18 protein-coding genes and 1 other RNA gene are annotated in these 25,985 nt (G+C 74.0%); 11 read left to right on the top strand and 8 right to left on the bottom strand.

What is annotated here, in order from left to right; genetic code table 11:
* Positions 1-18: 18 nt before the first annotated feature.
* Positions 19-1,677 (bottom strand): hypothetical protein, encoded by a 1,659-nt coding sequence (locus tag HNR12_RS11485; RefSeq protein ID WP_179767478.1) that lies wholly within the window; start codon positions 1,675-1,677, stop codon positions 19-21.
* A gap of 189 nt (positions 1,678-1,866) precedes the next feature.
* Here HNR12_RS11485 and HNR12_RS11480 point away from each other — a divergent pair, with 189 nt between their 5' ends.
* The 8 genes from HNR12_RS11480 (at position 1,867) to ssrA (ending at position 14,464) form a co-directional block, all read left to right on the top strand.
* Positions 1,867-2,565 carry an HAD family hydrolase gene (locus HNR12_RS11480; RefSeq protein ID WP_179770556.1) on the top strand — a complete coding sequence of 233 codons (699 nt, stop codon included), beginning with the start codon at positions 1,867-1,869 and terminating at the stop codon, positions 2,563-2,565.
* Positions 2,566-2,931: 366 nt separating this feature from the next.
* The gene (locus HNR12_RS11475) at positions 2,932-7,830 is read left to right on the top strand and encodes an NAD-glutamate dehydrogenase (RefSeq protein ID WP_179767477.1); all 4,899 of its coding nucleotides are present in this window, start codon (positions 2,932-2,934) and stop codon (positions 7,828-7,830) included.
* A 118-nt stretch (positions 7,831-7,948) separates the two neighbouring features.
* Positions 7,949-9,064 (top strand): peptide chain release factor 2, encoded by a 1,116-nt coding sequence (prfB, locus tag HNR12_RS11470; RefSeq protein ID WP_179767476.1) that lies wholly within the window; start codon positions 7,949-7,951, stop codon positions 9,062-9,064.
* Between the two features lie 324 nt (positions 9,065-9,388).
* The gene (ftsE, locus tag HNR12_RS11465) at positions 9,389-10,078 is read left to right on the top strand and encodes a cell division ATP-binding protein FtsE (protein WP_179767475.1); all 690 of its coding nucleotides are present in this window, start codon (positions 9,389-9,391) and stop codon (positions 10,076-10,078) included.
* Between the two features lie 75 nt (positions 10,079-10,153).
* Positions 10,154-11,062 (top strand): permease-like cell division protein FtsX, encoded by a 909-nt coding sequence (gene ftsX / locus HNR12_RS11460; RefSeq protein WP_179767474.1) that lies wholly within the window; start codon positions 10,154-10,156, stop codon positions 11,060-11,062.
* Positions 11,063-11,117: 55 nt separating this feature from the next.
* Positions 11,118-11,582 (top strand): SsrA-binding protein SmpB, encoded by a 465-nt coding sequence (gene smpB, locus HNR12_RS11455; protein ID WP_179767473.1) that lies wholly within the window; start codon positions 11,118-11,120, stop codon positions 11,580-11,582.
* A gap of 23 nt (positions 11,583-11,605) precedes the next feature.
* Positions 11,606-13,639 (top strand): penicillin-binding transpeptidase domain-containing protein, encoded by a 2,034-nt coding sequence (locus tag HNR12_RS11450; protein ID WP_179767472.1) that lies wholly within the window; start codon positions 11,606-11,608, stop codon positions 13,637-13,639.
* Between the two features lie 453 nt (positions 13,640-14,092).
* Positions 14,093-14,464, top strand: a transfer-messenger RNA (tmRNA) gene (gene ssrA, locus HNR12_RS11445).
* Positions 14,465-14,673: 209 nt separating this feature from the next.
* Here the strand turns inward: ssrA and HNR12_RS11440 are convergent.
* Positions 14,674-14,847 (bottom strand): hypothetical protein, encoded by a 174-nt coding sequence (locus tag HNR12_RS11440; RefSeq protein ID WP_246425060.1) that lies wholly within the window; start codon positions 14,845-14,847, stop codon positions 14,674-14,676.
* A 174-nt stretch (positions 14,848-15,021) separates the two neighbouring features.
* Between HNR12_RS11440 and HNR12_RS11435 the strand changes: the two genes are divergently transcribed.
* Entirely contained in the window at positions 15,022-16,002 is a 981-nt protein-coding gene (locus HNR12_RS11435; RefSeq protein WP_449338321.1) for a helix-turn-helix domain-containing protein, read from the top strand.
* Positions 16,003-16,029: 27 nt separating this feature from the next.
* Here the strand turns inward: HNR12_RS11435 and HNR12_RS11430 are convergent, their stop codons facing one another.
* The 4 genes from HNR12_RS11430 to HNR12_RS11415 all read right to left on the bottom strand — a co-directional run bounded on the left by HNR12_RS11430 (position 16,030) and on the right by HNR12_RS11415 (position 21,123).
* Entirely contained in the window at positions 16,030-16,926 is an 897-nt protein-coding gene (locus HNR12_RS11430; protein ID WP_179767471.1) for a radical SAM protein, read from the bottom strand.
* A gap of 159 nt (positions 16,927-17,085) precedes the next feature.
* On the bottom strand, positions 17,086-17,400 hold the full coding sequence (locus HNR12_RS11425) for a hypothetical protein (RefSeq protein ID WP_179767470.1): 315 nt from the start codon (positions 17,398-17,400) through the stop codon (positions 17,086-17,088).
* A 150-nt stretch (positions 17,401-17,550) separates the two neighbouring features.
* Positions 17,551-18,729 (bottom strand): Cmx/CmrA family chloramphenicol efflux MFS transporter, encoded by a 1,179-nt coding sequence (locus HNR12_RS11420; RefSeq protein WP_179767469.1) that lies wholly within the window; start codon positions 18,727-18,729, stop codon positions 17,551-17,553.
* A 279-nt stretch (positions 18,730-19,008) separates the two neighbouring features.
* Positions 19,009-21,123 carry a glycosyltransferase family 2 protein gene (locus HNR12_RS11415; RefSeq protein ID WP_179767468.1) on the bottom strand — a complete coding sequence of 705 codons (2,115 nt, stop codon included), beginning with the start codon at positions 21,121-21,123 and terminating at the stop codon, positions 19,009-19,011.
* Positions 21,124-21,496: 373 nt separating this feature from the next.
* On the opposite strand from HNR12_RS11415, the gene HNR12_RS11410 reads away from it, so the two are divergent.
* Positions 21,497-22,174, top strand: coding sequence for a DinB family protein (locus HNR12_RS11410; RefSeq protein ID WP_179767467.1), 678 nt, complete (start codon positions 21,497-21,499; stop codon positions 22,172-22,174).
* Positions 22,175-22,222: 48 nt separating this feature from the next.
* On the opposite strand, the gene nagA is transcribed toward HNR12_RS11410, so the two are convergent.
* Positions 22,223-23,377, bottom strand: a complete 1,155-nt coding sequence (nagA, locus tag HNR12_RS11405; protein WP_179767466.1) for an N-acetylglucosamine-6-phosphate deacetylase — start codon at positions 23,375-23,377, stop codon at positions 22,223-22,225.
* Between the two features lie 666 nt (positions 23,378-24,043).
* On the opposite strand from nagA, the gene HNR12_RS11400 reads away from it, so the two are divergent.
* Entirely contained in the window at positions 24,044-24,652 is a 609-nt protein-coding gene (locus tag HNR12_RS11400; protein WP_179767465.1) for an NADPH-dependent FMN reductase, read from the top strand.
* Here HNR12_RS11400 and HNR12_RS11395 read toward each other — a convergent pair whose 3' ends face one another.
* Positions 24,653-25,588, bottom strand: a complete 936-nt coding sequence (locus HNR12_RS11395; protein WP_179767464.1) for a hypothetical protein — start codon at positions 25,586-25,588, stop codon at positions 24,653-24,655.
* Positions 25,589-25,985: the final 397 nt, after the last annotated feature.

Here is a 25,985-nt window from a genome sequence, read left to right as displayed (position 1 = left end):
CGCCCGGCGCGGCCGGGCTCAGGCCGCGAGCAGGCGGCGCACGGCCGCCAGGTCGGCCCGCGCCCGCTCCTCGGCGGCCTCGGCGGCGGCCAGTTGCGCGCGCCACTCCTGGACCCCGGTGTCGGCCTTGGCGCGCAGCTGCCGGCGCGCCGCCTCCACCGACGCGGCGGCGGCGCCGGCCTGGGCGCGGTGGCGGTAGCCGAACACGCCCGCCGCCGCCAGCCCGGCCGCCGCGACCCACCACAGCAGGACGGCGCCCGCCGCCAGCGCCGCCACCGCCGCGAGCACGGCGACACCGCCCGCCGCGGCGGCCCCGACCACGTTGCCCCGGTCGGTGGCGTAGGTGGCGGCCAGTTGGGCCTCGGCCGCGGCCAGCGACGCGGTGTCGGGCCCGGTGGAGGTGACGCGGACCCGGCGGCCGTGGTGGCTCACCTGGGCCTCGTCGGGCACGGGCGCGCCCGCCCGCCCGGCGAGGTCCTGGGCCGCGCGCAGCACCTCCGGGGCGTGGACCCACACCGCCAGCGCGCGGCGGGGCGCGGGCGCCGACGCGGCCGCCGCGTCGGCGCGCAGCAGGTCGGCGGCCGAACCCACGGTGTCGGTCCAGGCGGCCACCGGATCATCCGGCGAGGCGCTGCCGCTGCTCTCCACGACCGCGCGCAGCTGGGCGGCGCGCCGGAGCAGCGGCGCCTCCTCGGCGGTGCCCTCGTCCACCAGCATCCGCAGCGTCTCGGCGACCTCGGGCGCGGCCGGGGCCGCGCCGGGCCTGCCGTCCCCGGTGCCCCCGGTGTCCGCACCGCCCCCGGTCTCCCCGGTGCCTGCCTCGACCCCGGCCGCTCCGGCACCCGCCCCCTCGGCCGCCAGCGCCTCCTCCAGCCATCCGCGCAGCGCCGCCAGCCGGTCCGCCGCCACCACGCGGGCGTGGGCGGCGCTGTCGCGGCCGTCGAGCACCCGGGTGCCGGGGGCGGGGGTCGTGGCGGGCGCCACGGTGGCCCAGAACTCCGGCCGCGCGGCCGGGCCGCCGCCCTCGCCGGCGCGGCGTACCGCCTCGGCGGCCAGGCCGCGCACGTGCTCGCGCGCGGCCCCGCCCAGTCGGCCGTCGGCCGCCAGCAGCCACAGCGCGCGCTGGTAGCGGGTGACCTCCTCGGGCAGCTCCGGCAGGATCCGGGGCAGGATCCAGTCGGCGAGCGCGGGCGCCTCGCGCGGCGCCGCAACGGCCGCGGCCAGCAGCGCGAACGTGCCCGAGCGCAGCGGGTCCAGCGCGGCGGCCTCGCCGATGCGCAGCCGGGCGGCGGCGGAGTCGCCCCGCACCGCCGCGGCCAGGCCGCGGGCCGCCGGGCACAGCCAGTAGCCCGCGACGTCGTCGCGGTCGCCGTCGTCGTCGGCCTCTCCGGCCAGGACGCGGTGGGTGCGGTAGCGCGCCACGGCGGCCTCGGGGAACATCGCCAGCAGCGCCCGCACGTCGCTCAGCTCGACGAAGGCGTCAAACGACGTGGACAGGCGGTCCAGCCGCTGCTCCAGGCTGCCGCTGATACGCCGCATCTCGGATTTGAGGCGCGACCGGGTGCTCGCCAGGCGCGCGTCGAGTTCGTGGATGGCCTCGTTCTGGCGCTGGTCGGCGATCCAGCCGCCGAAGGTGTCGTCGCCGCCGAAGAAGCCGCCGCTCAGGTTGTTGACCACGGGTCCGTCCTTGGGGAGAGGGCTCAGCAGCATTGACGCGGCCGGGGGCGGCGGCGTTCCCCCGCGCACGCGCCGACCGCCCGCGGGCGGCGGCCGCGGGGGCGCCGGCGCTGACGTGGGTACGGCAAAATAAGGGGGCGAACACCCGCACATCCGTCCCTCAAGGAGCCTCCCATCAGCCGGCTGGTGTTGTGGAATATCGACCTCACGCTCGTGGACGTCGCCCAGGTCACCCGGGCCGCCTACGCCGAGGCGTTCGAGCGCGTCACCGGCGCGCCGCTGGTCTACCTCGCCTCCACGAGCGGGCGCACCGACTCCGAGGTCTTCTTCGAGTTCCTCGCGCGCAACGACGTCCGCCTCGAACCCGGTGAGGAGCCCCTGGCCGACTTCATCGAGGCGCTGGGGGAGTCCTTCGCCCGCCGCCGCGACCAGCTGACCGTGCGCGGGCGCGCCATGCCCGGCGCCCGCGAAGCCCTGGCCGCCGTCGCCGCCCTCGACGACACCGTGCAGACCGTGGTCACCGGCACGATCATGGCCAACGCCGTGGCCAAGCTGTCGGCCTTCGGCCTGGACCGCTACCTCGACCTCAGCATCGGCGGCTTCGGCTCCGAGCACTATCCCAAGGCCAGCCTCATCCAGTTCGTGCGCATGCGCGCGGCCGAGGCCCGCAACGCCGCGTTCTCCGAGGCCGCCACCGTCTACATCACGGAGTCACCGCGCGACGTCGAGGCGGCGGTGATCGGCCACGCCACGCCCGTCGCGGTGGTCAGCGGGTCGGCCACCGAGTCGCAGCTGCGCGCCGCCGGGGCCGAGCACGTCCTTGAGGACCTCACCGACACCGACCGGCTGCTGAGCGTCCTGCGCCGGGCGACCGCCGACGCCACCTGACCCCGGCCGGTCCCGGCCGCGCCCCTTGTGCCGGTGCGTCCCCCGCGTACCGTGTACGGGGGAACGCTCCGAACGCGTGGTGTCGCAATACGTTCCTAACAACTTAAACGCACAGTTAACGGTGTTGATCACGAATGCGGGGCGCCCCACCCGCTAGCCTGGGGCCAGGCGGGGGCCGGACAACGCCGTCCGGCCGGACACCCGCCCCTGTGCGCACAGGACCCGCCCTCCCTCGGGCGGCCCCCGCCGACCGCGCCCCCGCGGGCGCCGCCGGCGCACAACTTCATAGCTGTCATACGACCCGTTTCCGGGCCCACCGGCCACGAGCCGGTCCCCCAACGACTCACAAGGGAGTGAGATCGCACCATGTCCGGGCAGCACGACGATGTCATGGACCAACTTCTGCGCGACTCCGTCGCGCAGTGCTCCGACTGGCCTCTTCTCGCCGACGCCCCCGGCGGCCCCGACGGCACCCGCCGGTTCCTCGGGTTCTACTACCGCCACGTCGCCGTCGAGGAGCTGAGGGAGCGCGAGCCGGCCGAGGTCTGCGGCCCCGCGGCCGCTCACCTGGCCTTCGCCCGGCACCGGCCGCAGGGCCGGGCCAAGGTGCGCGTCTACACCCCCACCCGTGAGCACGACGGCTGGGACAACGGCCACACGGTCGTCGAGATCGTCACCGACGACGCCCCCTTCCTGGTCGACTCCGTCACCATGGAGCTGGACCGCCGCGGCATCGGCTACGCCGTGGTCATCCACCCGCAGCTGCGCGTGGCCCGCGACGTCGCCGGCCACCTGCGCGAGATCGAGCCCGGCCCCGACTTCGACCCCGACGGCCTGGTGCCCCTCCAGGAGTCGTGGATGCACCTGGAGATCGACCGCCGCCCCGACCCCACCGCGCAGAAGGAGCTGGCGGCCGACCTCGAACGCGTGCTGGCCGACGTCCACAACGTCGACGAGGACACCGACCGCATGCGCCGCCAGGCCCGCCTCCTGGCCGACGAGCTGGAGCGCACGGCCGACTCCATCGCCGCCGGCGGGGTCGACCCCGCCGAGATCCGCGAGAGCGTGGCCTTCCTGCGCTGGGCGGCCGACCGCCACTTCCACTTCATGGGCTACCGCGAGTACAGCCTGGTCACCCGGTCCGGCGAGCCCGCCGACTCCGCCGACTCCGCCGAACTCGGCCTCAGCCCGCGCACCGGCACCGGCCTGGGCCTGCTGCGCGGCGACTCCGCGGTCTCCGAGAGCTTCGCGCTGCTGCCGCCCGAGGCCCGCGCCAAGGCCCGCGAACCGCACGTGCTGGTGCTGACCAAGGCCAACTCCCGCGCCACCGTGCACCGCCGCAAGTACCTCGACTACCTCGGCGTCAAGCGGTTCGACGACCGCGGCCGCGTCGTCGGCGAGTACCGCTTCCTGGGTCTCTACACCCACGAGGCGGTCACCATGAGCATCACCGAGATCCCGATCCTGGCCCGCAAGCACGCCGAGATCCTGCGGATCGCCGGGTTCGACCCCGAGAGCTACGACGGCAAGGACCTCACCGAGATCCTTGAGGGCTTCCCCCGCGAGGAGCTGCTGCAGACCCCCGTCGACCAGCTCCACGACATCGTCTTGAACGTGCTGCGGCTGCGCGAGAAGCGCGGCACCCGGCTGTTCCTGCGCCGCGACCCCTACGGCCGCTACATGTCGTGCCTGGTCTACATGCCGCGCGACCGCTACAACACCGACGTCCGCCTCGACATCCAGCGCGTGCTCGCCCGCGCGTTCGAGGGCGCCACCATGGACCACAGCGTCATGGTCGGCTCCGCGCCCTTCGCCCAGCTCTACCTGGTGGTGCGCGCCGAACGCGGCCGGCTGCTGGCCGAGTACGACCACGCCGCCCTGGAGGCCGAGGTCGTGGCCGCCACCCGCTCCTGGGCCGACGACCTCGCCGACGAACTGCGCGCCCGCTTCGGCGCCGCCCGCGCCGCCGAGCTGCTGGACACCTACGGCGCGTCCCTGCCCGAGGGCTACAAGGTCGACACCCCCGCGGCCACCGCCGTCGACGACATCCACCGCCTCGACCAGCTCGGCGACGACGAACTCGCCGTCAACCTGTACCGGCCGGCCGCCGCCGAACCCGGCGAGTGGCGGCTCAAGGTCTACCGCAAGGGCGATCCCATCTCGCTGTCGCGCGTGCTGCCGCTGCTGGAGCACATGGGCGTCGAGGTCAACGACGAACGCCCCTACGGGGTCGCCGGCCCCCGCACCGGGCGGGCCTGGATCTACGACTTCGGCCTGGCGCCCCTCACCGACGCCGTCGAACTCCCGGCCAACCGCCTCAAGCACCTCTTCGAGGAGGCGTTCACCGCGCTGTGGCACGGCCGCGGCGAGTCCGACCGGTTCAACGCCCTGGTGGTGCGCGGCGGCCTCGACTGGCGCCAGCTCACCATCCTGCGCGCCTACGCCAAGTACCTGCGCCAGACCGGCAGCACGTTCAGCCCCGCCTACATCGCCGACGTGCTCGTGGCCAACGTGCACGTGGCCAACCTGCTGGTGCGGCTGTTCGAGTCCCGGTTCGACCCCGAGCACGGCACCAACCGCGACGAGCGCACCGAGGCCATCACCGAGGAGATCCGCGGCGAGCTGGACCAGGTGGCCAGCCTCGACCAGGACCGGATCCTGCGCTGGTTCCTCGCCGCCATCGAGGCCACGCTGCGCACGAACTACTACCAGGGCCGCGCCGACGGGTCCAAGCCCTACCTGGTCTACAAGCTCGACCCCCAGCGCATCCCCGACCTCCCGGCGCCCCGCCCCCGGTTCGAGATGTACGTCTACTCGCCGCGCTTCGAGGGCGTGCACCTGCGCTTCGGCGCGGTGGCGCGCGGCGGCCTGCGCTGGTCCGACCGCTTCGAGGACTTCCGCACCGAGATCCTGGGCCTGGTCAAGGCCCAGATGGTGAAGAACTCCGTCATCGTGCCCAGCGGCGCCAAGGGCGGGTTCGTCTGCAAGCGGCTGCCGGCCGGCGGCGACCGCGACGCGGTCATGGCCGAGGTCGTGGCCTGCTACAAGCAGTTCATCAGCGGCCTGCTCGACGTCACCGACAACCTCGTCGGCGGCGAGGTCCAGCACCCCGACGACGTCGTGCGCTACGACGCCGACGACTCCTACCTCGTCGTCGCCGCCGACAAGGGCACCGCCACCTTCTCCGACATCGCCAACGGCATCTCGGTGGAGCGCGACTTCTGGCTGGGCGACGCGTTCGCCTCGGGCGGCTCGGTCGGCTACGACCACAAGGCCATGGGCATCACGGCCCGCGGCGCCTGGGAGTCGGTGAAGTACCACTTCCGCGAGATGGGGGTGGACATCCAGAACGAGGACTTCACCGCCGTGGGCATCGGCGACATGTCCGGCGACGTGTTCGGCAACGGCATGCTGCTGTCGCGCCACACCCGGCTCGTCGCGGCGTTCGACCACCGGCACGTCTTCCTCGACCCCGACCCCGACCCGGAGCGGTCCTTCGCCGAGCGGCAGCGCCTGTTCGACCTCCCGCGCAGCAGCTGGGCCGACTACGACACCTCGCTGATCTCGGCGGGCGGCGGAGTGCACCCGCGCACCGCCAAGTCCATCCCGATCACCCCGCAGGTCCGCGAGGCCCTGGGCATCGACGACGGCGTCACCGCGCTGGCGCCCTTCGAGCTGATCCGGCACATCCTCACCGCGCCGGTGGACCTGCTGTGGAACGGCGGCATCGGCACCTACGTCAAGGCCGCCACGGAGTCCAACGCCGACGTCGGAGACAAGGCCAACGACCCCGTCCGGGTCAACGGCGCCGAACTGCGCTGCAAGGTCGTCGGCGAGGGCGGCAACCTCGGCCTCACCCAGGCCGGGCGCATCGAGTTCGCCAAGGCCGGCGGCCGGGTCAACTCCGACTTCATCGACAACTCCGCCGGCGTGGACACCTCCGACCACGAGGTCAACATCAAGATCATGCTCGACCGCGAGGTCCGCGAGGGCCGGCTCACCAAGGCCGAGCGCGACGAGCTGTTCCTGAGCATGACCGACGAGGTCGCCGACCTGGTCCTGGACAACAACTACGCGCAGAACGTCGTGCTGGCCGCCGCCCGCCGCCAGGCCGGCGCCATGATGCACGTCCACGCCCGCTACCTGCGCAAGCTCGAACGCGACGGCCGGCTCAAGCGCAAGCTGGAGACCCTGCCCGACGACAAGGAGATCGCCGCCCGCCGGGCCGCGGGCCAGGGCCTGACCGGACCGGAGTTCGGCACCGTCCTCGCCTACACCAAGAACACCCTCAAGGACGAGATCGCCGCCTCCGACCTGGCGTCCGACCCCTACCTGCGGCGCACCCTGGTGGACTACTTCCCCACCGCGCTGCGGGAGCGGTTCGCCGACGCCATGCCCGGGCACCCGCTGTGCCGCGAGATCATCACCAACCAGGTCGTCAACGACATGGTCAACCGGGGCGGCACCACCTTCGCCTTCCGCATCAACGAGGAGTTGGGCGCGGCGCCCGCCGACATCGCCCGCGCCTACCTCGTGGTGCGCGAGGTGTTCGGGCTGGACGACTTCTGGCGCGCCGTGGAGGGCCTGGACCACTGGGTCGACGCCGGCGTGCAGCTGGCCATGCTGCTGGAGGCGCGCAAGCTCATCGAGCGCGGCGCCCGGTGGCTGCTGCGCAACCGCAAGTCGCCCTTCGACCTCGGCTCGGAGATCTCCGCGTTCGCCGAGGGCGTGGCCGAGCTGGTGCCGCAGCTGCCCAAGCTGGTCAACGGCCGCGACCGCCGCTCCTTCGCCGACCGGCGCGACCGCTTCACCAAGGAGGGCGTGCCCGCGGAGCTGGCCGAGCGCGTGGCCGCCATGGTGCCGGCCTACTCCACGTTCGACGTGATCACGGTGGCCCAGCGCACCGGGCGCTCCCTGCTGGACGTCGCCGAGGTCTACTTCGACCTCGCCGAGAGCCTGCAGATCGGCACCCTGCGCGAGCGCGTCATCGCGCTGCCGCGCACGGACCGCTGGCTGACCATGGCCCGCGCCGCGCTGCGCGACGACCTCTACGCCGCCCACTCCGAGCTGACCCGCGAGGTCCTGCTGTGCGGCGAGGCCGGCGAGCACCCCGACACGCTGCGCGAGCGCTGGCTGGAGCGCAACGCCGTGGCGGTGGGCCGCTCCGAGCAGACGCTCACCGAGATCCGCGAGGCCGACCAGTGGGACCTCGCCACCCTCTCGGTGGCGCTGCGGTCGGTGCGCTCGCTGCTCTCGGCCGACTAGCCGCCGCGGCGGGCCGGGCGGGGGCGCGCCCCCGCCCGGCCCGCCCTGCCGCGGGCGGTCGTCCACAGCCCGCGGCCGCCGTCCGGAAACCGCACGCGCAGACCCTAGACTTAGGGCTGTGGCAGACCTAGACCCCGCGGAAAAGATCAAGGAACTCTCGTCGACCCTGGCGAGCGTCGAGGCCGTGCTCGACCTCGACGCCAAGCAGCGCGAGATCGAGGAGCTGCGCGAGCAGTCCGCCGACCCCGAGCTGTGGAACGATCCCGGTGAGGCGCAGAAGGTCACCCGCAGGCTCGCCAACCTCGAATCCACGGTGAGCAAGGTCGGCAACATCCGGCGTCGCCTGGACGACCTCAGCGTGCTCTACGAACTCGCCGCCTCCGAGGACGACGCCGACACCCTGGCCGAGGCCGACTCCGAGCTGGACTCCCTGCGCGGCGACATCGGCGAGCTGGAGGTCCGCACCCTGCTCAACGGCCCCTACGACGAGCGCGAGGCGCTGGTCACCATCAACTCCCAGGCCGGCGGGGTCGACGCCGCCGACTGGGCGCAGATGCTCCAGCGCATGTACCTGCGCTGGGCCGAGCGCCACGGCTACCCCACCGAGGTCTACGAGACCTCCTACGCCGAGGAAGCCGGCATCAAGTCCACCAGCTTCGTCGTCAAGGCGCCCTTCGCCTACGGCACGCTGCGCGGCGAGCACGGCACCCACCGCCTGGTGCGCATCTCGCCGTTCGACAACCAGAACCGCCGGCAGACCTCGTTCGCGGGCGTCGACGTCGTGCCCGTCGTGGAGCAGAGCGACCACATCGACATCGACGAGAGCGAACTCCGCATCGACGTCTACCGCTCCAGCGGCCCCGGCGGCCAGGGCGTCAACACCACCGACTCCGCGGTGCGCATCACCCACCTGCCCACCGGGATCGTGACCTCCTGCCAGAACGAGCGCTCCCAGATCCAGAACCGCGCCACGGCCATGTCGATGCTCCAGGCCAAGCTGCTGGAGCGCAAGCGCCGCGAGGAGCGCGCCGAACTCGACGAACTCCGCGGCGAGAGCGTCAGCAGCTGGGGCACCCAGATGCGCAACTACGTGCTGCACCCCTACCAGAGCGTCAAGGACGTCCGCACCGGTGTCGAGAGCGGCAACCCCGGCGCGATCCTGGACGGCGAGATCGACACCTTCATCGACGCCGAGATCCGCTGGATGCGCAGCCAGGAGGCGGCCGAGAAGTAGCGGCGGGCGGGGCGGCCCGCGGTACCAAATCAGCGGTGCGTCCGTTACGCGGTATATGTGAGCGTTACCGCCGGTTGACAGTTCCGATATGCTCGTGTCGGTTGTCCGCTGGGACGACCCCAGGCCGATCGGCTGTGTCGGATCGCGTTACCCGAGCATTCCGCCCGCGTCCGGGGCACCTCCATTGAGGTTGCGGGTCGAAATGGGACATTCCAGGTTGCGATCACCTCTACACTGACGATTGGCCGTGTGGCCGGTACTGCCTTCTGCGGATCCCGACATCCGCTGGGGCGCCCCAACCTCTGAGAACCTTGTGATGCCGCTGTGATCCACTTTGAGAACGTCACCAAGGTCTATCCGACCCAGAAGCGCCCTGCGTTGGAGGACGTTACGATCGACGTCGACAAGGGGGAGTTCGTCTTCCTCGTCGGCCCCTCGGGGTCGGGCAAGTCGACCTTCCTGCGGCTTGTCCTCAAGGAGGAGAAGCCGACGAAGGGCCGCGTGCACGTCGCCGGCAAGGACCTCGCGCGCCTGTCCAACTGGAAGGTGCCGCACCTGCGGCGGCGTATCGGCTGCGTCTTCCAGGACTTCCGGCTGCTGCCGAACAAGAACGTCTTCGAGAACGTCGCGTTCGCCCTGGAGGTCATCGGCAAGCCCCGGCGGTTCATCCGCAAGGTCGTCCCGGAGGTCGTCGAACTCGTCGGCCTCGAAGGCAAGGCCGACCGCATGCCCGACGAGCTGTCGGGTGGTGAGCAGCAGCGGGTCGCCATCGCGCGCGCGTTCGTGAACCGGCCGCAGATCCTGCTGGCCGACGAGCCGACCGGAAACATCGACCCCGCCACATCGATCGGCATCATGAAGGTGCTGGACCGAATCAACCGGACCGGGACGACCGTTGTCATGGCGACTCACGACGCCGCCATCGTCGACTCGATGCGCAAGCGCGTGATCGAGCTCGAAGAGGGCGAGGTCGTGCGGGACCAGTCCCGCGGCGTCTACGGCCAGGCGTACTGACGCACGGGCCTGCCAGCGCTCCTGCGTTGGTCAGTGCAGCGCGGCGAAGCCCACGAGGATGGACCCTTAACTCTCATGCGAGCTCAATTCGTTCTTTCCGAGATCTGGATCGGTCTGCGTCGCAACCTGACGATGACCGTCGCGGTCATCGTCACGGTGGCCATCTCGCTCGCCCTGTTCGGCGGCGGTCTGCTGATCAACCAGCAGGTGACGCAGATGCGCCAGTACTGGGACGAGCGCGTGACCCTCACCGTCTACATGTGCACGGACATCTCCACGTCCAACGCGTGCCAGGAGAACGGTGCGGCCACCGACCAGCAGCGCCAGGACGTCCAGAACGCTTTGGAAAGCATGGACGAGGTCAGCAGCGTCGAGTACATCAGCGCCGAGGACGCCTTCAAGGACTTCCAGGAGCGCTTCGCCAACAACGAGGCGATGGTCGAGGCCGTCCGCGAGGGTGACATCCCCGACAACTTCCGGGTCCAGCTGGTCGACCCGAGCCAGTACGAGGCCGTGTCGAGCAACATCGAGGGCAGCCCCGGCATCGACTCGATCTACGACGACCAGGCCGTCCTGGAGCAGTTCTTCGGCCTTCTCGACGGCCTGACCGCCGCCGCGCTCACCGTCGCGTTCGTGCAGCTGGCCGCCGCGGCCCTGCTCATCGGCAACACCGTCCGCCTCGCGGCCTACAGCCGCCGCAAGGAGACCGGCATCATGCGCCTGGTCGGTGCGTCCAACTTCTACATCCAGCTGCCGTTCCTCCTCGAAGGCGCGATCGCCGGCCTCATCGGCGGCATCATCGCCTCCGGGTTCATCGTGGCGGCGCGGTTCCTGCTGCTGAGCCGGATCCAGGAGTGGTTCCAGTTCGACGTCACCCTCTCGACCGGCTCCCTGCTGTCGGTGATCGGCGTCTCGCTGATCCTCGGTGTGCTGCTGTGCACCGTCGCGTCGTTCCTGACGCTGCGGCGCTACCTGCGGGTCTGACCCCGGGCGCGCACACGCCGTCCGGCCGAGGAAGCGGCTGAGAAAGGGAACTCCTGTGGCACGGGAAAAGGGGCGCAAGCTCATCGCGCAGAACCGGCGGGCCCGGCACGACTACCACATCGACGACACCTACGAGGCGGGCATCGTCCTGACCGGCACCGAGGTCAAGTCGCTGCGGGCCGGGCGCGCCTCCCTTGTCGACGGGTTCGCCCAGGTCAAGGACGGCGAGGTGTGGCTGGAGAACGTCCACATCCCCGAGTACGCCCACGGGACGTGGACGAACCACGCCGCGCGCCGACCGCGTAAACTGCTGCTGCACCGCGAGGAGATCTCCCGGCTCATCGGCAAGACCCAGGAGCCCGGCCGCACGCTGGTCCCGCTCTCGCTGTACTTCAGCGAGGGCCGGGCCAAGGTCGAGATCGCGCTGGCCCGCGGTAAGCGCACCTACGACAAACGCCAAGACATCGCCGAGCGCGAGGCCAAACGCGACATCGAGCGCGCGCTCCGGCGCCGCCGCTGAGGCAGTGTGAAAGGAACACCAGGGTGTCCCCCCGTCACCTCCGCCGACTCCTCGCAGCGGGCACCGGGCTGGCCACCGCGGCCGTCGTCACCGGCTGCACCACCCAGCCCAGCCCCGAGGTCGCGGTCCGCACGTTCCTGCTGAACTGGCAGGCCGGTGAGTACGCCGCCGCCGCCCAGCAGACCAACGGGGACCCCGACGAGGTCGCCGAGGCGCTGGAGGACACCCACCGCCAGCTCGACCTCGCCGGACTGCGGTTCTCGCTGGGCAAGATCCAGCAGGACGGCGACACCGCCACCGCCGCGTTCGAGGGGCAGGCCGACCTCGGTATCGGCGACCCGGTGTGGAACTTCGACGGCTCCATGAACCTGCAGCGCGGAGCGCAGGGCTGGGCCATCGACTGGTCGCCGTCGGTCATCCACCCCGAACTGGGCGCAAACGAGCGCATCGCCGTCAGCTACGACGTCCCCGACCGCGGCCAGATCCTCGACCGCAACGACGAGCCGCTGGTGGGCACCGACGCGGTCACCGCCTTCGGCGTGGTCCCCGCCGAGATGCGCGACATGGAGCGCGGTGTGGCCGACCTCGCCGAACTGCTGGGCGAGGACTCCGACCCGCTGCTGGACCGGGTGCGCTCGGCCCCGCCGCAGGAGTTCCAGCCGCTGGTGCTGATGCGCCAGGGCGACGTCCGGGCCGACGTCGAGCGGCGCGCCAAGGAGATCCCGGGCGTGCGGACCGAGAAGCTGGAGATGCGGCTCAACCCCCGCGCCGCCGAGGCGGTCATCGGCCAGGTGGCCGGAACCGCCGAGCACAACGTGTCCTCCCGCGTGGCGGGCACCTACCAGGCCGGCGACACCGTGGGCCTGACCGGCCTGCAGAACGTCTTCCAGCAGCGGCTGGCGGGCACCGCCACCACGGCGGTGGTCACCGTCGACGCCGAGGGCCAGGAGACCGGAACCCTGCACTCGTGGCCGGGCATGGAGAGCGGGTCGCTGACCACCACCCTGGACCTGCGCGCCCAGGAGGCGGGGGAGTCCGCGCTGGCGGCCCTGCCCGGCCGGGGCTACCTGGTGGCGCTCGACGCCCGCACCGGCGAGATCCTGGCGGCGGTGGGCAACCAGGGCGGCACCGACGACACCGGCGCGCTCACCGCCGAGTACCGCCCGGGCGAGGCGTTCAGCATCGTGTCGGCCACCGCCGCGCTGGAGAGCGGCATGCGGCCCGCCGACACCATGGCCTGCGAGAACCAGACCCGCGTGGGCGACCGCACCTTCCGCACGCCCAACAACACCGGGCTGTCGGGACTGCCCGACCTCACCACCAACTTCACCTACGCCTGCACCACCGCCTTCGCGCGGATGGGCGAGCAGGTGGGCGCCGAGGCCCTGGAGTCGGCGGCGAGCCGGTTCGGCATCGGCGGCGACTGGCGGCTGTCGGTCCCCACCTACAACGGCAACTTCTCCCCGCCGCAGAACCAGGCCGAGACCGCCGCCGCCATGGCCGGCGTCGACCAGGTCCGGGTGAGCCCCCTGTCGATGGCGATGGTGGCCGGGGCCGTGGCCGACGGCACCTGGCACGCGCCGCGCCTGGTGGCCGACGACGACGCCGCCAACGTGCAGGGCGGGGAGTCCCACGAACTCGACCCGCAGGCGGTGGGCCAGGTCCAGGACATGATGCGCGCGGTGGTGGAGCAGAGCGCCACCGCCGCCAACGTGGGCACCACGCTGCCGGTGCACGGCCAGGTCGCCAACACCCAGCAGAAGGTACGGGGCCAGAACACGGCGGTGCAGTGGTTCGTGGGCTACCAGGGGCCGCTGGCGTTCGCGGTGGTGGCCGAGGTGGACCCCTCCATCCAGTTGTGGGAGCAGTACGCGGTGACCGCCGCCGGGTCCTTCCTGCAGACGCTGCCGGCCGGGTACGCCGAAAGCCTCGCCCAGGACGGCGGGAGCGCGCCGGACGTCGCCGACACCGCGCCGCAGGGCGACGCCGCCGGGCAGGAGCAGGCCGGGGGCACGCCGTCGGCCCCCGCGACCGGCGCGGAGGTCCTGCCGGAATAGGGGTTCGCGTCGCCTCCCCCCGGCCGCCCGCGGCCGGTCGGGGCGCCCGCGAAAAAAATCGGGCGGAGAGGCAACCTTCGGGCGTCCGGGCTGCGTCTTTCCGGGTGACTGGAACCGCAAAGGGGGTTGCGGAACCAGTCTGAGTAAGCAGGACCTCGTCTCGGGGGAGGCCCTGCCGAAGAGAAAGGCCGGCCCGACCCTGCCGGCCGCCCTCGCGGGCAGCGTCGATGGTTCCCGTCCGCGCCCGCGAGGGATTCTTCGTGTCCGGGGGGCGCGCGGTGGCCCGCCGGGGCGCGCGGAGCGTGACCGCCCCGACCGGCGGCCGAAAGATCCCGATCGGGCCTCGGCGGCGGGAATCGGCTTGGCTGTCCCCGCGTTGTACCGGTAACGTGGGACCACACGGGGACTCCTCGGGGTTCCTCGCGCGGGCCGCGGCCCGTTGAAAACTGCACAGGGGGTGATCGGTTTCGACTTCGGTCGCCGTATTGGGGGAAGCGAGCCGAGGATCGCGAAGGTAACCTCGTTAATCCTGCTTTCGCAAACCAACAAGTGCCAATTCCAAGCGCACTGAGTTCGCTCTCGCTGCCTAAGCGATAGCGACTCTGTCGGCCCGGGTACGTCCTCGACCCGGTGTCCGGCATCGTTCAGGGGACTTACCGCTCAGATCAGGCCACGGGGCCTGAGCGGGACACTTTCGTGGCTGGGCTCGTCAGCGACCTGTTCGTGGGAGCGCTGGAGCCGAGGAGAACGGCAGCACGAACTGCGCTCGGAGAAGCCCTGATGCGTCATCGAAGGACGCGGGTTCGATTCCCGCCACCTCCACCTTGGAAGGGGCGACCCTGCTCGGCGGTGTACCGCCTCGCGGGGTCGTCCCTTCGTCTTTTCGGGGGCGATCCCGCGGCCCCCCGGGGAGGACCACCCTGTTCGGCGGCGAGCCGCCTGGCGGGGTGGTCCTTTTGTGTTCCCGGGGGCGGTCCTGCCCGGTGGGGCCGGCCACCGGGCAGGACCGCCCTCCCGCCCTCTCCGCGGGCGGCCTACGGCTCCTCGGCGCGCCAGATCCGGCTGCGCAGGTCCCGGCCGCGGACGACCTGGACGCGCCAGGGCGTCAGCCGGAGCACGTGCAGCTTCGGGTCCTCGGGCGAGGTCCAGAAGTTGCCCAGCGGGTACCCGGCTCCGAGCGGGGCCGTGGGTGTGTGGTCCAGCAGCATTCATGTCGTGCTCCAAGGGATGGGGATGTCCGCCACCAGGCGGTCGGTCTCCGGGCTCCCCAGGCTCGCAGCGCCCTCCCGCGCCCGCCAGTGGCAGCGGTGACGCCCTCCACCAATTTCCTGCCACGCCTGCTCTAGGATGGAGCGGTGACCCCTGGAACCGTCGCCCTGGTCGTGCCCGAGGAGATCGGCATCCCCTCCTGGGACCTCTACGAGCTGAGCATCCCCGCCACCGTGTTCGGCAAGCCGCAACCGGACCTCGCCGACCCCTGGTACGAGCTGTGGCTGTGCGGTACCGCCCACCGCTCCTCGGGCGCGGGTCCGGGCTTCTCCCTGCGGACCACCCACGGGTTGGCCGATCTCGTCCGCGCCGACACGGTCATCGTGGCCTCGGTGCCCGACGTCTGCGTCGACGCCGACGCGCCCGTGCCGCCGGAGCTGACCGAGGCGCTGCGCGCCGCCCACGACGCGGGCGCCCGGATGGTGTCGCTGTGCACCGGCGCCTTCGCGCTGGCCGAGGCCGGCCTGCTCGACGGCCGCCGCGCCACCGCGCACTGGATGCACACCGCCCAGCTCGCCGCGCGCTACCCGGCTGTGCGGGTGGACGACTCCGTCCTCTACACCGACGACGGCAACGTCCTGACCAGCGCCGGGATGTCCGCCGGGCTCGACCTGTGCCTGCACCTGGTCCGCCGCGACCTCGGCGCGCACGTCGCCAACCAGCTCGCGCGCCGCATGGTCGTGCCCGCGCACCGGCCCGGCGGCCAGGCGCAGTTCATCGACCTGTCGGTGCCCGCCGCCGACACCCAGGGCCTGACCCCCGTCCTGGACTGGGCGCGGGCCAACCTGGACCGGCCGATCACGGTCGAGGACCTCGCGCGGCGGGCGGCCATGAGCCCGCGCACGTTCTACCGGCGGCTCCAGGAGACCACCGGCACCACGCCGCTCCAGTGGCTCCTCAACGAGCGGCTGGCCCGGGCGCAGACCCTGCTGGAGTCCACCGGCCTGTCGGTGGAGAAGGTCGCCGAGCTGAGCGGGCTGGGCACCGCCAACAACCTGCGGCACCACTTCCTCAAGCAGGTCGGGGTCTCGCCCAGCGACTACCGCAAGGCGTTCCCGTCGGCGGCGCCGCGGGAGCCGGCCGCGGCGCTCTAGCCTCGGCGGCCCCCGGGCGCCCGCCGGTCAGCTCGGCGCGGGCGCCCGGCCCGGGTCGGGCGGGGCCGCCTCGTCCGGGGCGTCGCGCAGCGCGAACGCGCGGCGGATCAGCGGCTCCAGCCCCTCGGAGAGCATGCTGCCCAGCACGGCGTTGCGCGGGGCGGCCACACTGCCGAGGTCGGCGGTGACCGTGCCGTCGGCCAGGATCCACGCGCGGAACGGGTAGGGGTCGTCGTGGGCCCGGGTGGGCTGGGCGAACACCGCGACACCGGGGACCGTGTCGCGGACGGCGTCCACGGCCGCCGTGAACGCCGCCGGTTCGTAGCCGTAGATCTCGGCCTTGCGGGGGTTGGCGCGCCCGATCGGCCGGTACTGCGAGATGAGCCAGTACTCCACCTCGGTGCGGGCGGCGACGCCGCGGATCAGCTCGGCGAGTTCCGGCAGCCGCCGCACGCTTTCGCCGGTCGTGAAGGTGTTGAACGCCAGACGCCGTCCGTCGGCGACGAGCATGTCGACGTTGGCCGTGAAGCGGTCGAAGTAGCCGCTGCCGCGGAACCAGTCGGCCGTGGCGGCGTCGGGGCCGTCCACGGCCAGGGAGTACAGCGTCACGTGGTCGCGCAGGCCCGGGTACCGGTCGGCGAGCAGCAGCCCGTTGGTGTGCAGGTTGGTCTCGAAGCCGAGGCCGGCGGCGTGGGCCAGGGCGACTTCGAGGTGGTTGTCGTAGGGCATGACCGGATCCCCGCCGGTAAACACGATCCGCCGGGCGGCGGACTCGGCCCGGACCAGGTCGATGACGCGGCGCACGGTGTCGGGGTCGGTGGAGACGCGGTTGCGTTCGCGGTAGCAGAACCGGCAGACCCCCGGCGATCCCGGGGCGTTGGGGCGGTCCCAGGCGTTGCAGTCGGTGTTGAGGACCAGGTGCACGATCGGCAGTTCATCGAGGCTGAGAATGACCGGCTCCTCCCTGCGCGCTCCCCTGGACGGTCACGGCGCACAGACGGGGATGCTACTCACCGGACGCCGTGAGCAACAGGGGTGCGCACCGCCGAGGCGGGCGGCGCCCCGAAGGCCGGGCGGGCGCGGCTACTCCTTGATGGCGCCGACGAGCCAGGCGACCTTGCGCGCGGTCAGGTCGAGGCTGTCGCTGCTGCCCAGGTAGACCCCGAAGGACGCCAGGAACGCGTGGTCGTGGGCGCGGCGCTCGCACAGCACGTCCTCGACCGCGTAGTCGGACTCGGGGTTGCTCACGCGCAGGTAGGGGGCGGCGTCGTCGATGACCCGGGCCCACACGCCGTAGCGGGTGAGGGCGGTGGCCAGGCGCGAGAGGTGCCCGCGTTCGGCGGAGCGGGGCAGCGTGGGCGGTGCGGGCCGGGACTGGGCGGAACGGTACTCGACCACGGGGGCCTCCTTGCTGATGCGGGTGAGGTGCGGGACCCTGCTGTCTGGCCATTGTCACCCTGCGTGGCCGAACCGCTCCGCAACCCCGCCGTGACACGCCGATACCCGGCGGGGGCGGCGACACCCCCGCCGGGCCGCTGCGGGGGAGCGCTAGACCCGCTCCGCCGGGCGCGCGGCGCCCGCCAGGGCGCGTGGGAACGGCGCCGCCACCAGGAGCGCGGCCGCCACCAGGGCGGCGCTGGCCCACACCGGGCCGAGGCCGGCCGCAGCCGTGCCCAGCGCCGCCGCGGCGACGGCGGGGCCGGCCGCGGCGCCCACGTTGAGGGCGGCGGTGGCGTAGGAGCCCGCCATGGTGGGCGCGCCCGCGGCCGCGTAGAGCACCCGCGCGATCAGCGTGCCGCCGAGGGCGAAGGAGAGCGCGCCCTGCGCGAACACCAGTGCCGGCAGCGCCGCCGGGTGGGCGGCGCTCAACCCGAGCGCGATCCAGCCGACGAGCAGCAGCGGCCCGGTGACCGCGACCACGAGCCCGGGACGGCGGTCCGACAGCCGTCCGGCGGCGGTGACGCCGGCGAAGGAGCCCAGGCCGAACAGCACCAGCACCGCGGGCACCCACAGTTCGTCCAGGCCGGCGGTGCCGGTGGCGATGGTGGCGAGGAAGGTGAAGGTGCCGAAGGTCGCCGCGTTGACCAGCGCGCCCAGTGCCATGACCAGGAGCAGGCGCGGGCTCCGCAGTCGGGCCAGTTCGCGGCGCAGGGCCGGAGCGGGCGCGCCGCGGTCGGCCGCGGGGCCCGCGGGGATCCCGCGCAGCACGCCCAGCGCCGCGGGCACGCACAGCAGCGCGACCGCCCAGAACGTCGCGCGCCAGTCGAGCAGGGCGCCCAGCAGCGCGCCGCCGGGCACCCCGGCGATGGTCGCGAGCGTGGTGCCCCCCAGCAGGACCGCCAGCGCGCGCCCCGTGCGGTCGGGCGGAACGAGTGCGGCGGCGGTGGTCATCGCGACCGCCAGGAACCCGGCGTTGGCCAGCGCCGCGACCACGCGGGTCGCGAACAGCACCGCGAAGGCGCCGGTGAGGGCGCCCGCGACGTGGGCGCCCAGGAACAGGCCGAGGAAGCACAGCAGCGCGGTCCGCCGGGGCCAGGTGCGCGACAGCGCCGCCATGAGCGGGGCGCCCGCGACCATGCCGACGGCGAAGGCCGAGGTCAGCAGGCCCGCCGTGGCCACCGGGACACCGAGGTCGGTGGCGATGTCCGGCAGCAGGCCGGCGAGCATGAACTCCGAGGTGCCCATGGCGAACACGGCCAGGGCGAGCAGGTAGAGCGGAAGCGGCATCGAGTGGCTCCGAGGTGGTGAGTGACCGGACGACTCGTCTGGTCACCGCGCAGCCGTTGCCGCCCCGACGCCCGCAGCGGGCCGCCGCGCGCGGCGGCGCTCAGGGCCGGGGAATCAGGGGTTCAGGGGGCTGACGGGGTGACCGAAAGCCCCCACCTTGGACGCCTCTGGACTCGACACGCCCCGCACCCTACCCGACACGGCCGCACCCGTCACCCGCAATACCGGGCGGACCGCCGGGGGCGGGCGGCCGCCAACGGGAGCCGCCCGCCGTCCCGGCTACCGCTCGTGTGAGGCCACCGGAGCGGGCGCGGTGTCCGCGGCGGGCGCGGGGCCCTCGGTGCGCGGGCGCGGCGGGGGCACGGCGCCCGCCGCCGCGCCCGAGGTGCCCCCGGCCGACCGGGTACCGCCGCGCAGCCGGGCGCGGGCGCCACCGAGCAGCCCGCGCGCGTGGCGCCGGGCACCGCGCGCCAGCGACCGCAGGCCCGGACCGGACGAGAGGCGCCAGCCCCATGGGCCCCACGCCAGCACGGGGCCGAGTTCGGTCACCCGCCCGGCGTCGCCGACCTCGACGCGCCAGGTGCCCAGCCGGGCCGGGGGCGTGGGAACGGTGGCCGTGAGCACCGCCATGGGCAGCTCCGTGCCGTGGGCCCGCGGCGGCTCCGCGCGGCGCTCCGGCGCGGCGACCCGGCCCACCACCGTGATCGGGTCGCGGCCCTCGCGGACGCAGCGCAGGGTCAGCGGCACGGCGGTGTCGGCGGGCTGCACCGCCAGCGGGATCTCCAGCCGCAGGCCGCCGGGGGTGCGGGTGACGGTGGCGGGCACGCCGGTGCGCAGCGCGCGCCGCAGCGGCCGCCAGCTGCCCTTGTCCGACAGCGCGAGCCGGCCGTCGTTGTTCCAGTAGGGGTTGAGGAAGCGGCTGCCGAGGTCGGAGTGCACGAACGCGGGCGCGCGGACGGCCTCGGCCTCGGGGGTGTGCTCGGCCAGCGGGTCGTTGTGGGCGGCGCCGCCGACGTCGATCCGGGTGTGGAAGCACCACGTGCCGGTGAAGGGCCGGCCGTGGTTGGCGCGGGCGGTGTCCACGCGGACGGTTCCGGTCAGCCGCACGTGGAAGCGGCCGTCGCCGGAGGGGTCCTCGTGCACCTGGGGCTCCAGCGGCAGCCGCAGCACGGCGGGGTCGCCGGAGCGGGTGGCGAAGGCGCGCAGGCTGATCCGGGGGAGTTCGCGGCCGACCTCGGCGGCGGCCTTGATCTCGGGCACGGCGAGGAGGTCGGCGGGCAGGTCCCAGTAGGTGCGGTCGCCCTCGCGCAGGAACTCCAGGGGGCGGCCGGTGGAGGAGCGGACGACGGTGGACTCCACGTCGACGCCGAGTTCGGGGCCGGTCCACCTGAACCCGGTGATGCGGGTGCGGTGGGCGATGTCGGACTCGAACTCGGCGACGGCGCGGAGCATGCCGGGGTCGCCGTGCAGCAGGGCGGCGGCGCGCAGCCGGGTGATGGCGTTCACCCGGCGGGCGGCGGAGGCGGGCACGCGGCGCCGGACGAGGTCGGCGGCGACCTCCTGCATCTCGGCGATGCGGCCGTGGTCCTGGCGCAGGAACTTGCGGCCCTGGAAGAGGCCCAGCAGCTTGGAGCGGTACCAGTGGGCGATGAGCCGGTCGCGGAAGGCGCCGGGCTCGACGTGGTCGTCGATGATGTCGAAGAGGCGCTCGACGCTGCCGAGGAAGTCGGCGGGCTCCTTGGGCGCGAAGGAGATGTTGCCGAATCCCTGGTTGCGGATCCAGTGGTAGCAGGTGTAGTCGTGCACGACCGAGACGCGCTCGGTGGCCAGGTAGGCGCGCAGCATGAACATGTGGTCCTCAAGGCGCACCCGGCCCTCGGCGAAGCGCAGCCCGTTGTCGAGCAGGAAGCGCCGGCGGAACAGCTTCTGCACGGTGAGGGTGCTGAGGAGGATGGGGTGGGTGCGCAGCGAGCCGTTGGACATCGGCTGCTGGAAGACCTCGCGCGGGGCGGTGCGGCCGAACCCGGCGACACGGCCGATGACGATGTCGGCGCTGTCGCGCTCGGCGGCGCGCAGCATGCGTTCGAGCGCCTCGGGCGCGAAGCGGTCGTCGTCGTCCATGAAGAACACGTACTCGCCGCGCGCGTGGTCGACGCCGACGTTGCGGGGGCGGCCCGGCCAGCCGGAGTTGGCGATGTGCACGACGGTGAAGTTGGGTTCGCCGGCGAGTTCGGAGTCGAGGAGGTCGCCGGTGCCGTCGGTGGAGCCGTCGTCGACGTAGATCACCTCGAAGCGGTCGCGCGGCAGCGACTGCGCCCGGAGAGAGTCGATGCCGCGCACGATGCCGGCTGCGGTGTTGTAGGCCGGCACGACCACTGACACGGCGATGTCCATACAGTTCCCCCTGGGTGATTGCGCGCTTTGCGTGGGTCGGTGGGGGGGCGGTCGTCACGATGCGCAGTTCTGCTCTGGCTGAGGGTAGCGGCACGCGAGCGCGCCTACGGCTGCGACAGGCGATCCGGGTCACCAGGTCCGTCCAGGCCGGCCGCGCGCCTTTGCCGCGCCGCCCGCCGCGCGAAAGCGCCGGTGGAGCCGCCGCCCGGGTCCCCGCCGGGCGCGGGTGTCAGGCGCGGGTGTCAGGCGCGTCGCGTCCCCGGTGGTCCCCCGTGGTGAAGGACGCCGAGGCACCGCCGGCGGTTGCCCCGGTCCGCCCGGTGATCGCCGACAGGGCAGGCGACCGGATGCGGCGCGGGGGTAGCGTCGGGCCATGCCCGACACCACCGCCTCCCCGCCGCCCCGCGCGCGGGTGACCGCCGACGACGTCGAGCGGGCCGTGTGGCTCGCCGCGGACCTCCTCCGGCAGGCGCCCCCGGCCGCCTGGGACGCCCGCGCGGGCTCGCTGGAGTGGACCTGCTGGGAGACGGCCGAGCACCTGGCCGACGACCTGTTCGCCTACGCCGCCCAACTGGGCCTCCGCCGGCCGCCGCGGAACCGCGAGGTGCCGTTCGCCGTAAGCGTCCGCCGCCCCGGCGGCCCGGCGAACACCGTGCACGCGGACCGGGCGGCGGGGCCGGAGGGGCTGCTGGAGGTGCTGGAGGCCTGCGGGGGGATGCTGGCCGCCGTGGTGCGGACCGCGCCGCCGCACGCCCGCGCGCACCACGTCTTCGGCGTGTCCGACGCCGAGGGGTTCGCCGCGATGGGGGTCGTCGAGACCGCCGTCCACACCCACGACATGGCCCAGGGGCTCGGGCTCGCCTGGGAGCCGCCCGCCGACCTGTGCGCCCGTGCGCTCGCCCGGCTGTTCCCGCACGCCCCCGGCGACGCGCGGCCCTGGCCCGCGCTGCTGTGGGCCACGGGGCGCGCGGACCTTCCCGGGCGCCCGCGCCCGGGGTCGTGGCGCTGGGACGGCACGGTCCGGACCGGGCGGGGGGGAGCGGGCCGGTAGGGCCGGGCGGCGGGGCGGCGCGGGGCCGGGCCGCACCTCCCCCGCGGGTCAGGGCTCGCGGATCCAGGCGCCCCGGTGCATCACGGCCGTGACCTCCAGCTTGTCGTCGAGGACCACCAGGTCGGCGCGGTTGCCGGCGGTCAGCGACCCCACGTGCGGCAGGTTCAGCGCCCGCGCGGGCACCGCCGTGGCCGCGTGCGCCGCTGTCTCCAGGCGCACCCCCACGGCGTGCACCGCGCGGCGGACCGCGTCGGGCAGCACGATCGTGCTGCTGGCGATCTGCCCGGTCTCGGGGATGCGGGCCTGGCCGTCGACGACCCGCACCCGCAGCCGGCCCAGGGTGTACTCGCCGTCGCCCAGCCCGGTGGCGGCCATGGCGTCGGTGACCAGCGCCACCCGCTCGGCCCCGGCGCTGGCGAAGACCAGCGCGGCGGCGCCCGGGTGGACGTGGACGCCGTCGTTGATCAGCTCCACGGTGACGCGCTCGTCGTTGAGCGCGGCGGCGATCGGCCCGGGTTCGCGGTGGTGCAGCGGGCGCATCTGGTTGTAGATGTGGGTGGCCACGGTGGCGCCGGCGTCGAAGGCGGCGCGGGTCTGGTCGTAGGTGGCCTCGGTGTGGCCGACCGCCGCGACCACGCCCTCGGAGGCGGCGGCGCGGATCAGCTCCAGCGCGCCGGGCAGTTCGGGGGCGACGGTGATCATGCGGATGTGGCCCCGGCCCGCCTTCAGCATGGCCGCGAACTCCGCGAGGTCGGGCTCGCGCAGCAGGGCGGGGTCGTGCGCGCCGCACTTGCTCTTGGCGATGTAGGGGCCCTCAAGGTAGATCCCGGCGAGCTCGCCGGCGTCGGCGACCTCGGCCAGGGCCGCGATCTGGTCGAGGGTGTCGCGGGGCGCCGCCGCCACCAGGCCGCCCACCACCGTGGTGACGCCGTGCCCGCGGTTGAAGCGGACGATCTCCAGGGCGCGCTCGGGGTCGGCGTCGGTGAAGGCCGCGCCGGCGCCGCCGTGGATGTGGATGTCGACGCAGCCGGGCATCACCCACTGGCCGCCGAGGTCGAGTTCGGGGGGCCCGCCCGAGGGCGCCTCGCCCGTGCCGAGCGCGTTGATGCGGCCGTCCTCGGCCCGGAGCCACCCGGCCCTGACCCCGTGGGGGGTGAGCAGCCGGGCGTTGGTCAGTGTGGTGCCGGTCGGCCCCTGGCCCATGTCGCGCGTCCTCCTGTGCCCGATAACACAATGCCTACACCATGCTCCCGGATGCCCGCCGGACGCCGCCGGGCGCGCCGGTGGCGGGCACGCGAAGACCGCACCAGCGCCCGAAGGGCCCCGCCCATGGCGCGGGCGGGCACCGCGGCGCCGGGTGCCGGAGTCCGGCGCCGAGGCGGGCGGGAAGCGGCGCCCGCGGGGCACCGGCGATCCCCTCCGCCACGCATTGACGATAGCCGCCGCCCCGATCATTATGGAGAACATGTCCGCCGGTGAGCTGCTCGTCCAGCGCCTGCACGTCGACCTGCGCCAGCAGGCCAGCGCGCTCTGTTGTAGATAGCGCCCGCGGGGCACCGCCCCGCCCGACCCCGGCACCGGAGGGCGGCGCTTTCCCTTAAGCCGCCCGCCGCACAGGCGCGCCCGGACCGCGGACACCGTCGTCACGGCCCTGACCAGCCGGTGGTACCCGGTGACCGGCCGCCCCCGACCGCCTGTCGCCGTCTTCCTCTCGCCTCTTGGAGCGGGTGCTCCGCGACGCCGCGGAGACCCGCGGCCCACCCGGCCCGCCGCCGTCGAGCGCCGCCCGCCGCCTCCCGCTCCCTCCGCAGCGCCGAACTCCCGGCGCAGTGTGGTCCTGCCCGGCCGTAACCGACCAGGAGAACCCCTATGACACGTTTCACCGTGCTCGTCGCCGCTCCCGAGCCCCGCTCCGCGGTGCGCGGCGCCGCCGTCCTCGCGGCCGACACCGTCGCCGCCCTCGTCGACAGCCGCGCGCCGCAGGCGCCCGCCGGCACCCCGGGGGCGGCCGCCGCCCCCGCTCGTCCCGAAGCCGCGTCCGCCGCGCCGGCGGCCGTCCGGGCGGAGCCCACGCGGGTCGTCGACCTCGCCGAACTCGGGCCCGCGCTGCTGGCGGCCCGCCCCGGCCGCGACGTCCTCGACGCGCTGGAGGCGGTGCGCCGCAGCGACGTCCTGCTGGTGGCCTCGCCGCAGGCGCACGGCAGCTACACCGGCCTGCTGAAGGTGTTCCTGGACCGGCTGCCCGAACTGGGGCTGGGCCACGGGGTGGCCGTCCCCGTGGCGGTGGTCGAGGACCTGCGCAACGGCCGCACCATCGAGGACGATTTGCGGGTGCTGCTGGCCGACCTCGGCGCGTGGGTGGTCGAGCCGGGGCTGCTCATCAGCCGCCGCGAACTGGAGCGCCCGCTGGGTGTCGTGCCGGCGTGGGCGCATGTCGCGGCTCCGGCGCTGGCGCAGGCGCTCGCGGTCCGGGTGTAGTCAGCGCTCGGGCGCGGCCGGGCGCTCCGCCCGCGCCGCGCCGCCGGCCTCGGCGCGGCTGCGGGCGGTGTCGGCCTCGGCGCGGGCGACGTTGCCGCGGATGAGCACGACCACCACCAGCGTCAGGCAGAACCCGGCCACGCGCAGCGCGAGCGCGGCGGGGTCGTCGGGCAGCTCCTCGGCGAACACCACCGTGCCCAGGACCACCATGAACACGTTGCCCACCACGTTGGCCACGGGCGCGGTGACGGCGGCGCGGGAGCGCTGCAGCGAGGTCTGGAAGAGCACGATCCCCACGGCCCAGCCCACGGCGTAGAGGTAGGGGTAGGGCGAGGCGAGGGCGGCGGGGACCGCCGCGAAGAGGCCCTCCTCGGCGAGCAGGCCGCCCACCGCCTTGCCCTGGAGGCCGGCGACCCCCTGGGCGAGCCCGGCGGCGGCGCCCATGGCCGCCGCGGAGACGTAGCGCCCGGCGCGCCCGGCGGCGGCCATGGCGGCCACGCAGCCCACGACGGTGGCCGCGCTGACGCCCAGCAGCAGCGGCAGGTGCGGGGTGGTGCCGGTGCGCCCGCCGGAGTCGAGGGAGAGGCTGAGCAGGAGCAGCGCGACGGGCATCAGCCCGAGGGCCACGCGCTCGCCCCGGGTGATGGGCTCGCCGAGGACCAGCGCCATGACCAGCAGCATCGTGGAGATGCCCCCGGCGAAGGCGGGCTGCACCACGGACACCGGCGCCAGCCCCAGCGAGACGATCAGCCCCACGCTGCCCAGGGCGGCCAGGGCGCACCCGGCGAGCCAGCGGGGGGTGCCCAGCAGGACGCGCGCCAGGTGCAGCGGCCGGTGCACCCCGATGGCGGGCGCCCGGTGCAGCGCGCGCTGCTCCACGGTGAGCCCGACGGAGTACACCGCCGCGGACAGCAGCGCGGCGAGCAGGCCTGTCACGGGGTGCGCCGCCTTTCGGTCGAGTAGCAGGGGCGCCCGGTCCTCGCCGACCGCGCGTCTGTAACACGTTCTAGTTTAGAGGTGTGTGCGGGCGGCCGATGAAGCAGGGGGAGACCGAGGGGCGCCCGCGGACCGTGGCGGCGCGGCGGAAGGCGCCGTTCTTCACCGGCGCCGAGCGCCCGGCGCTCGCGCTGACCGAGGCGGCCACCTGCCGCCAGGGCGGCGCGCCGGACGTGACCGGAGACGGGTGCGAGGAGGCCGTCCGGCACTTCGGCGAGCGGCGGCTGCCGGCGATCATCCCTGAACATCGCGCTGAGGGGCTTCTGCGCCGAACGACGCGGGAACCGGCCGGGAAGACCCGGTCGTCCGCCCCGCGGACGGCGGGCGCGCCGCCCGC

Source organism: Streptomonospora nanhaiensis, assembly GCF_013410565.1.
Taxonomy (GTDB): Bacteria; Actinomycetota; Actinomycetes; order Streptosporangiales; family Streptosporangiaceae; genus Streptomonospora; species Streptomonospora nanhaiensis.
Note: the sequence above shows the minus strand (reverse complement) of the source record. Positions and strands in the feature narration are given on the sequence as shown.

Excerpts from the sequence above, each read along its gene's own strand:
- nagA (WP_179767466.1), bottom strand. The coding sequence starts at position 23,377 with ATGGGCCAGGGGCCGACCGGCACCACACTGACCAACGCCCGGCTGCTC.
- HNR12_RS11410 (WP_179767467.1), top strand. The coding sequence starts at position 21,497 with ATGCCCGACACCACCGCCTCCCCGCCGCCCCGCGCGCGGGTGACCGCC.
- HNR12_RS11420 (WP_179767469.1), bottom strand. The coding sequence starts at position 18,729 with ATGCCGCTTCCGCTCTACCTGCTCGCCCTGGCCGTGTTCGCCATGGGC.
- HNR12_RS11400 (WP_179767465.1), top strand. The coding sequence starts at position 24,044 with ATGACACGTTTCACCGTGCTCGTCGCCGCTCCCGAGCCCCGCTCCGCG.
- HNR12_RS11440 (WP_246425060.1), bottom strand. The coding sequence starts at position 14,847 with ATGCTGCTGGACCACACACCCACGGCCCCGCTCGGAGCCGGGTACCCG.
- HNR12_RS11475 (WP_179767477.1), top strand. The coding sequence starts at position 2,932 with ATGTCCGGGCAGCACGACGATGTCATGGACCAACTTCTGCGCGACTCC.
- HNR12_RS11415 (WP_179767468.1), bottom strand. The coding sequence starts at position 21,123 with ATGGACATCGCCGTGTCAGTGGTCGTGCCGGCCTACAACACCGCAGCC.
- ftsX (WP_179767474.1), top strand. The coding sequence starts at position 10,154 with ATGCGAGCTCAATTCGTTCTTTCCGAGATCTGGATCGGTCTGCGTCGC.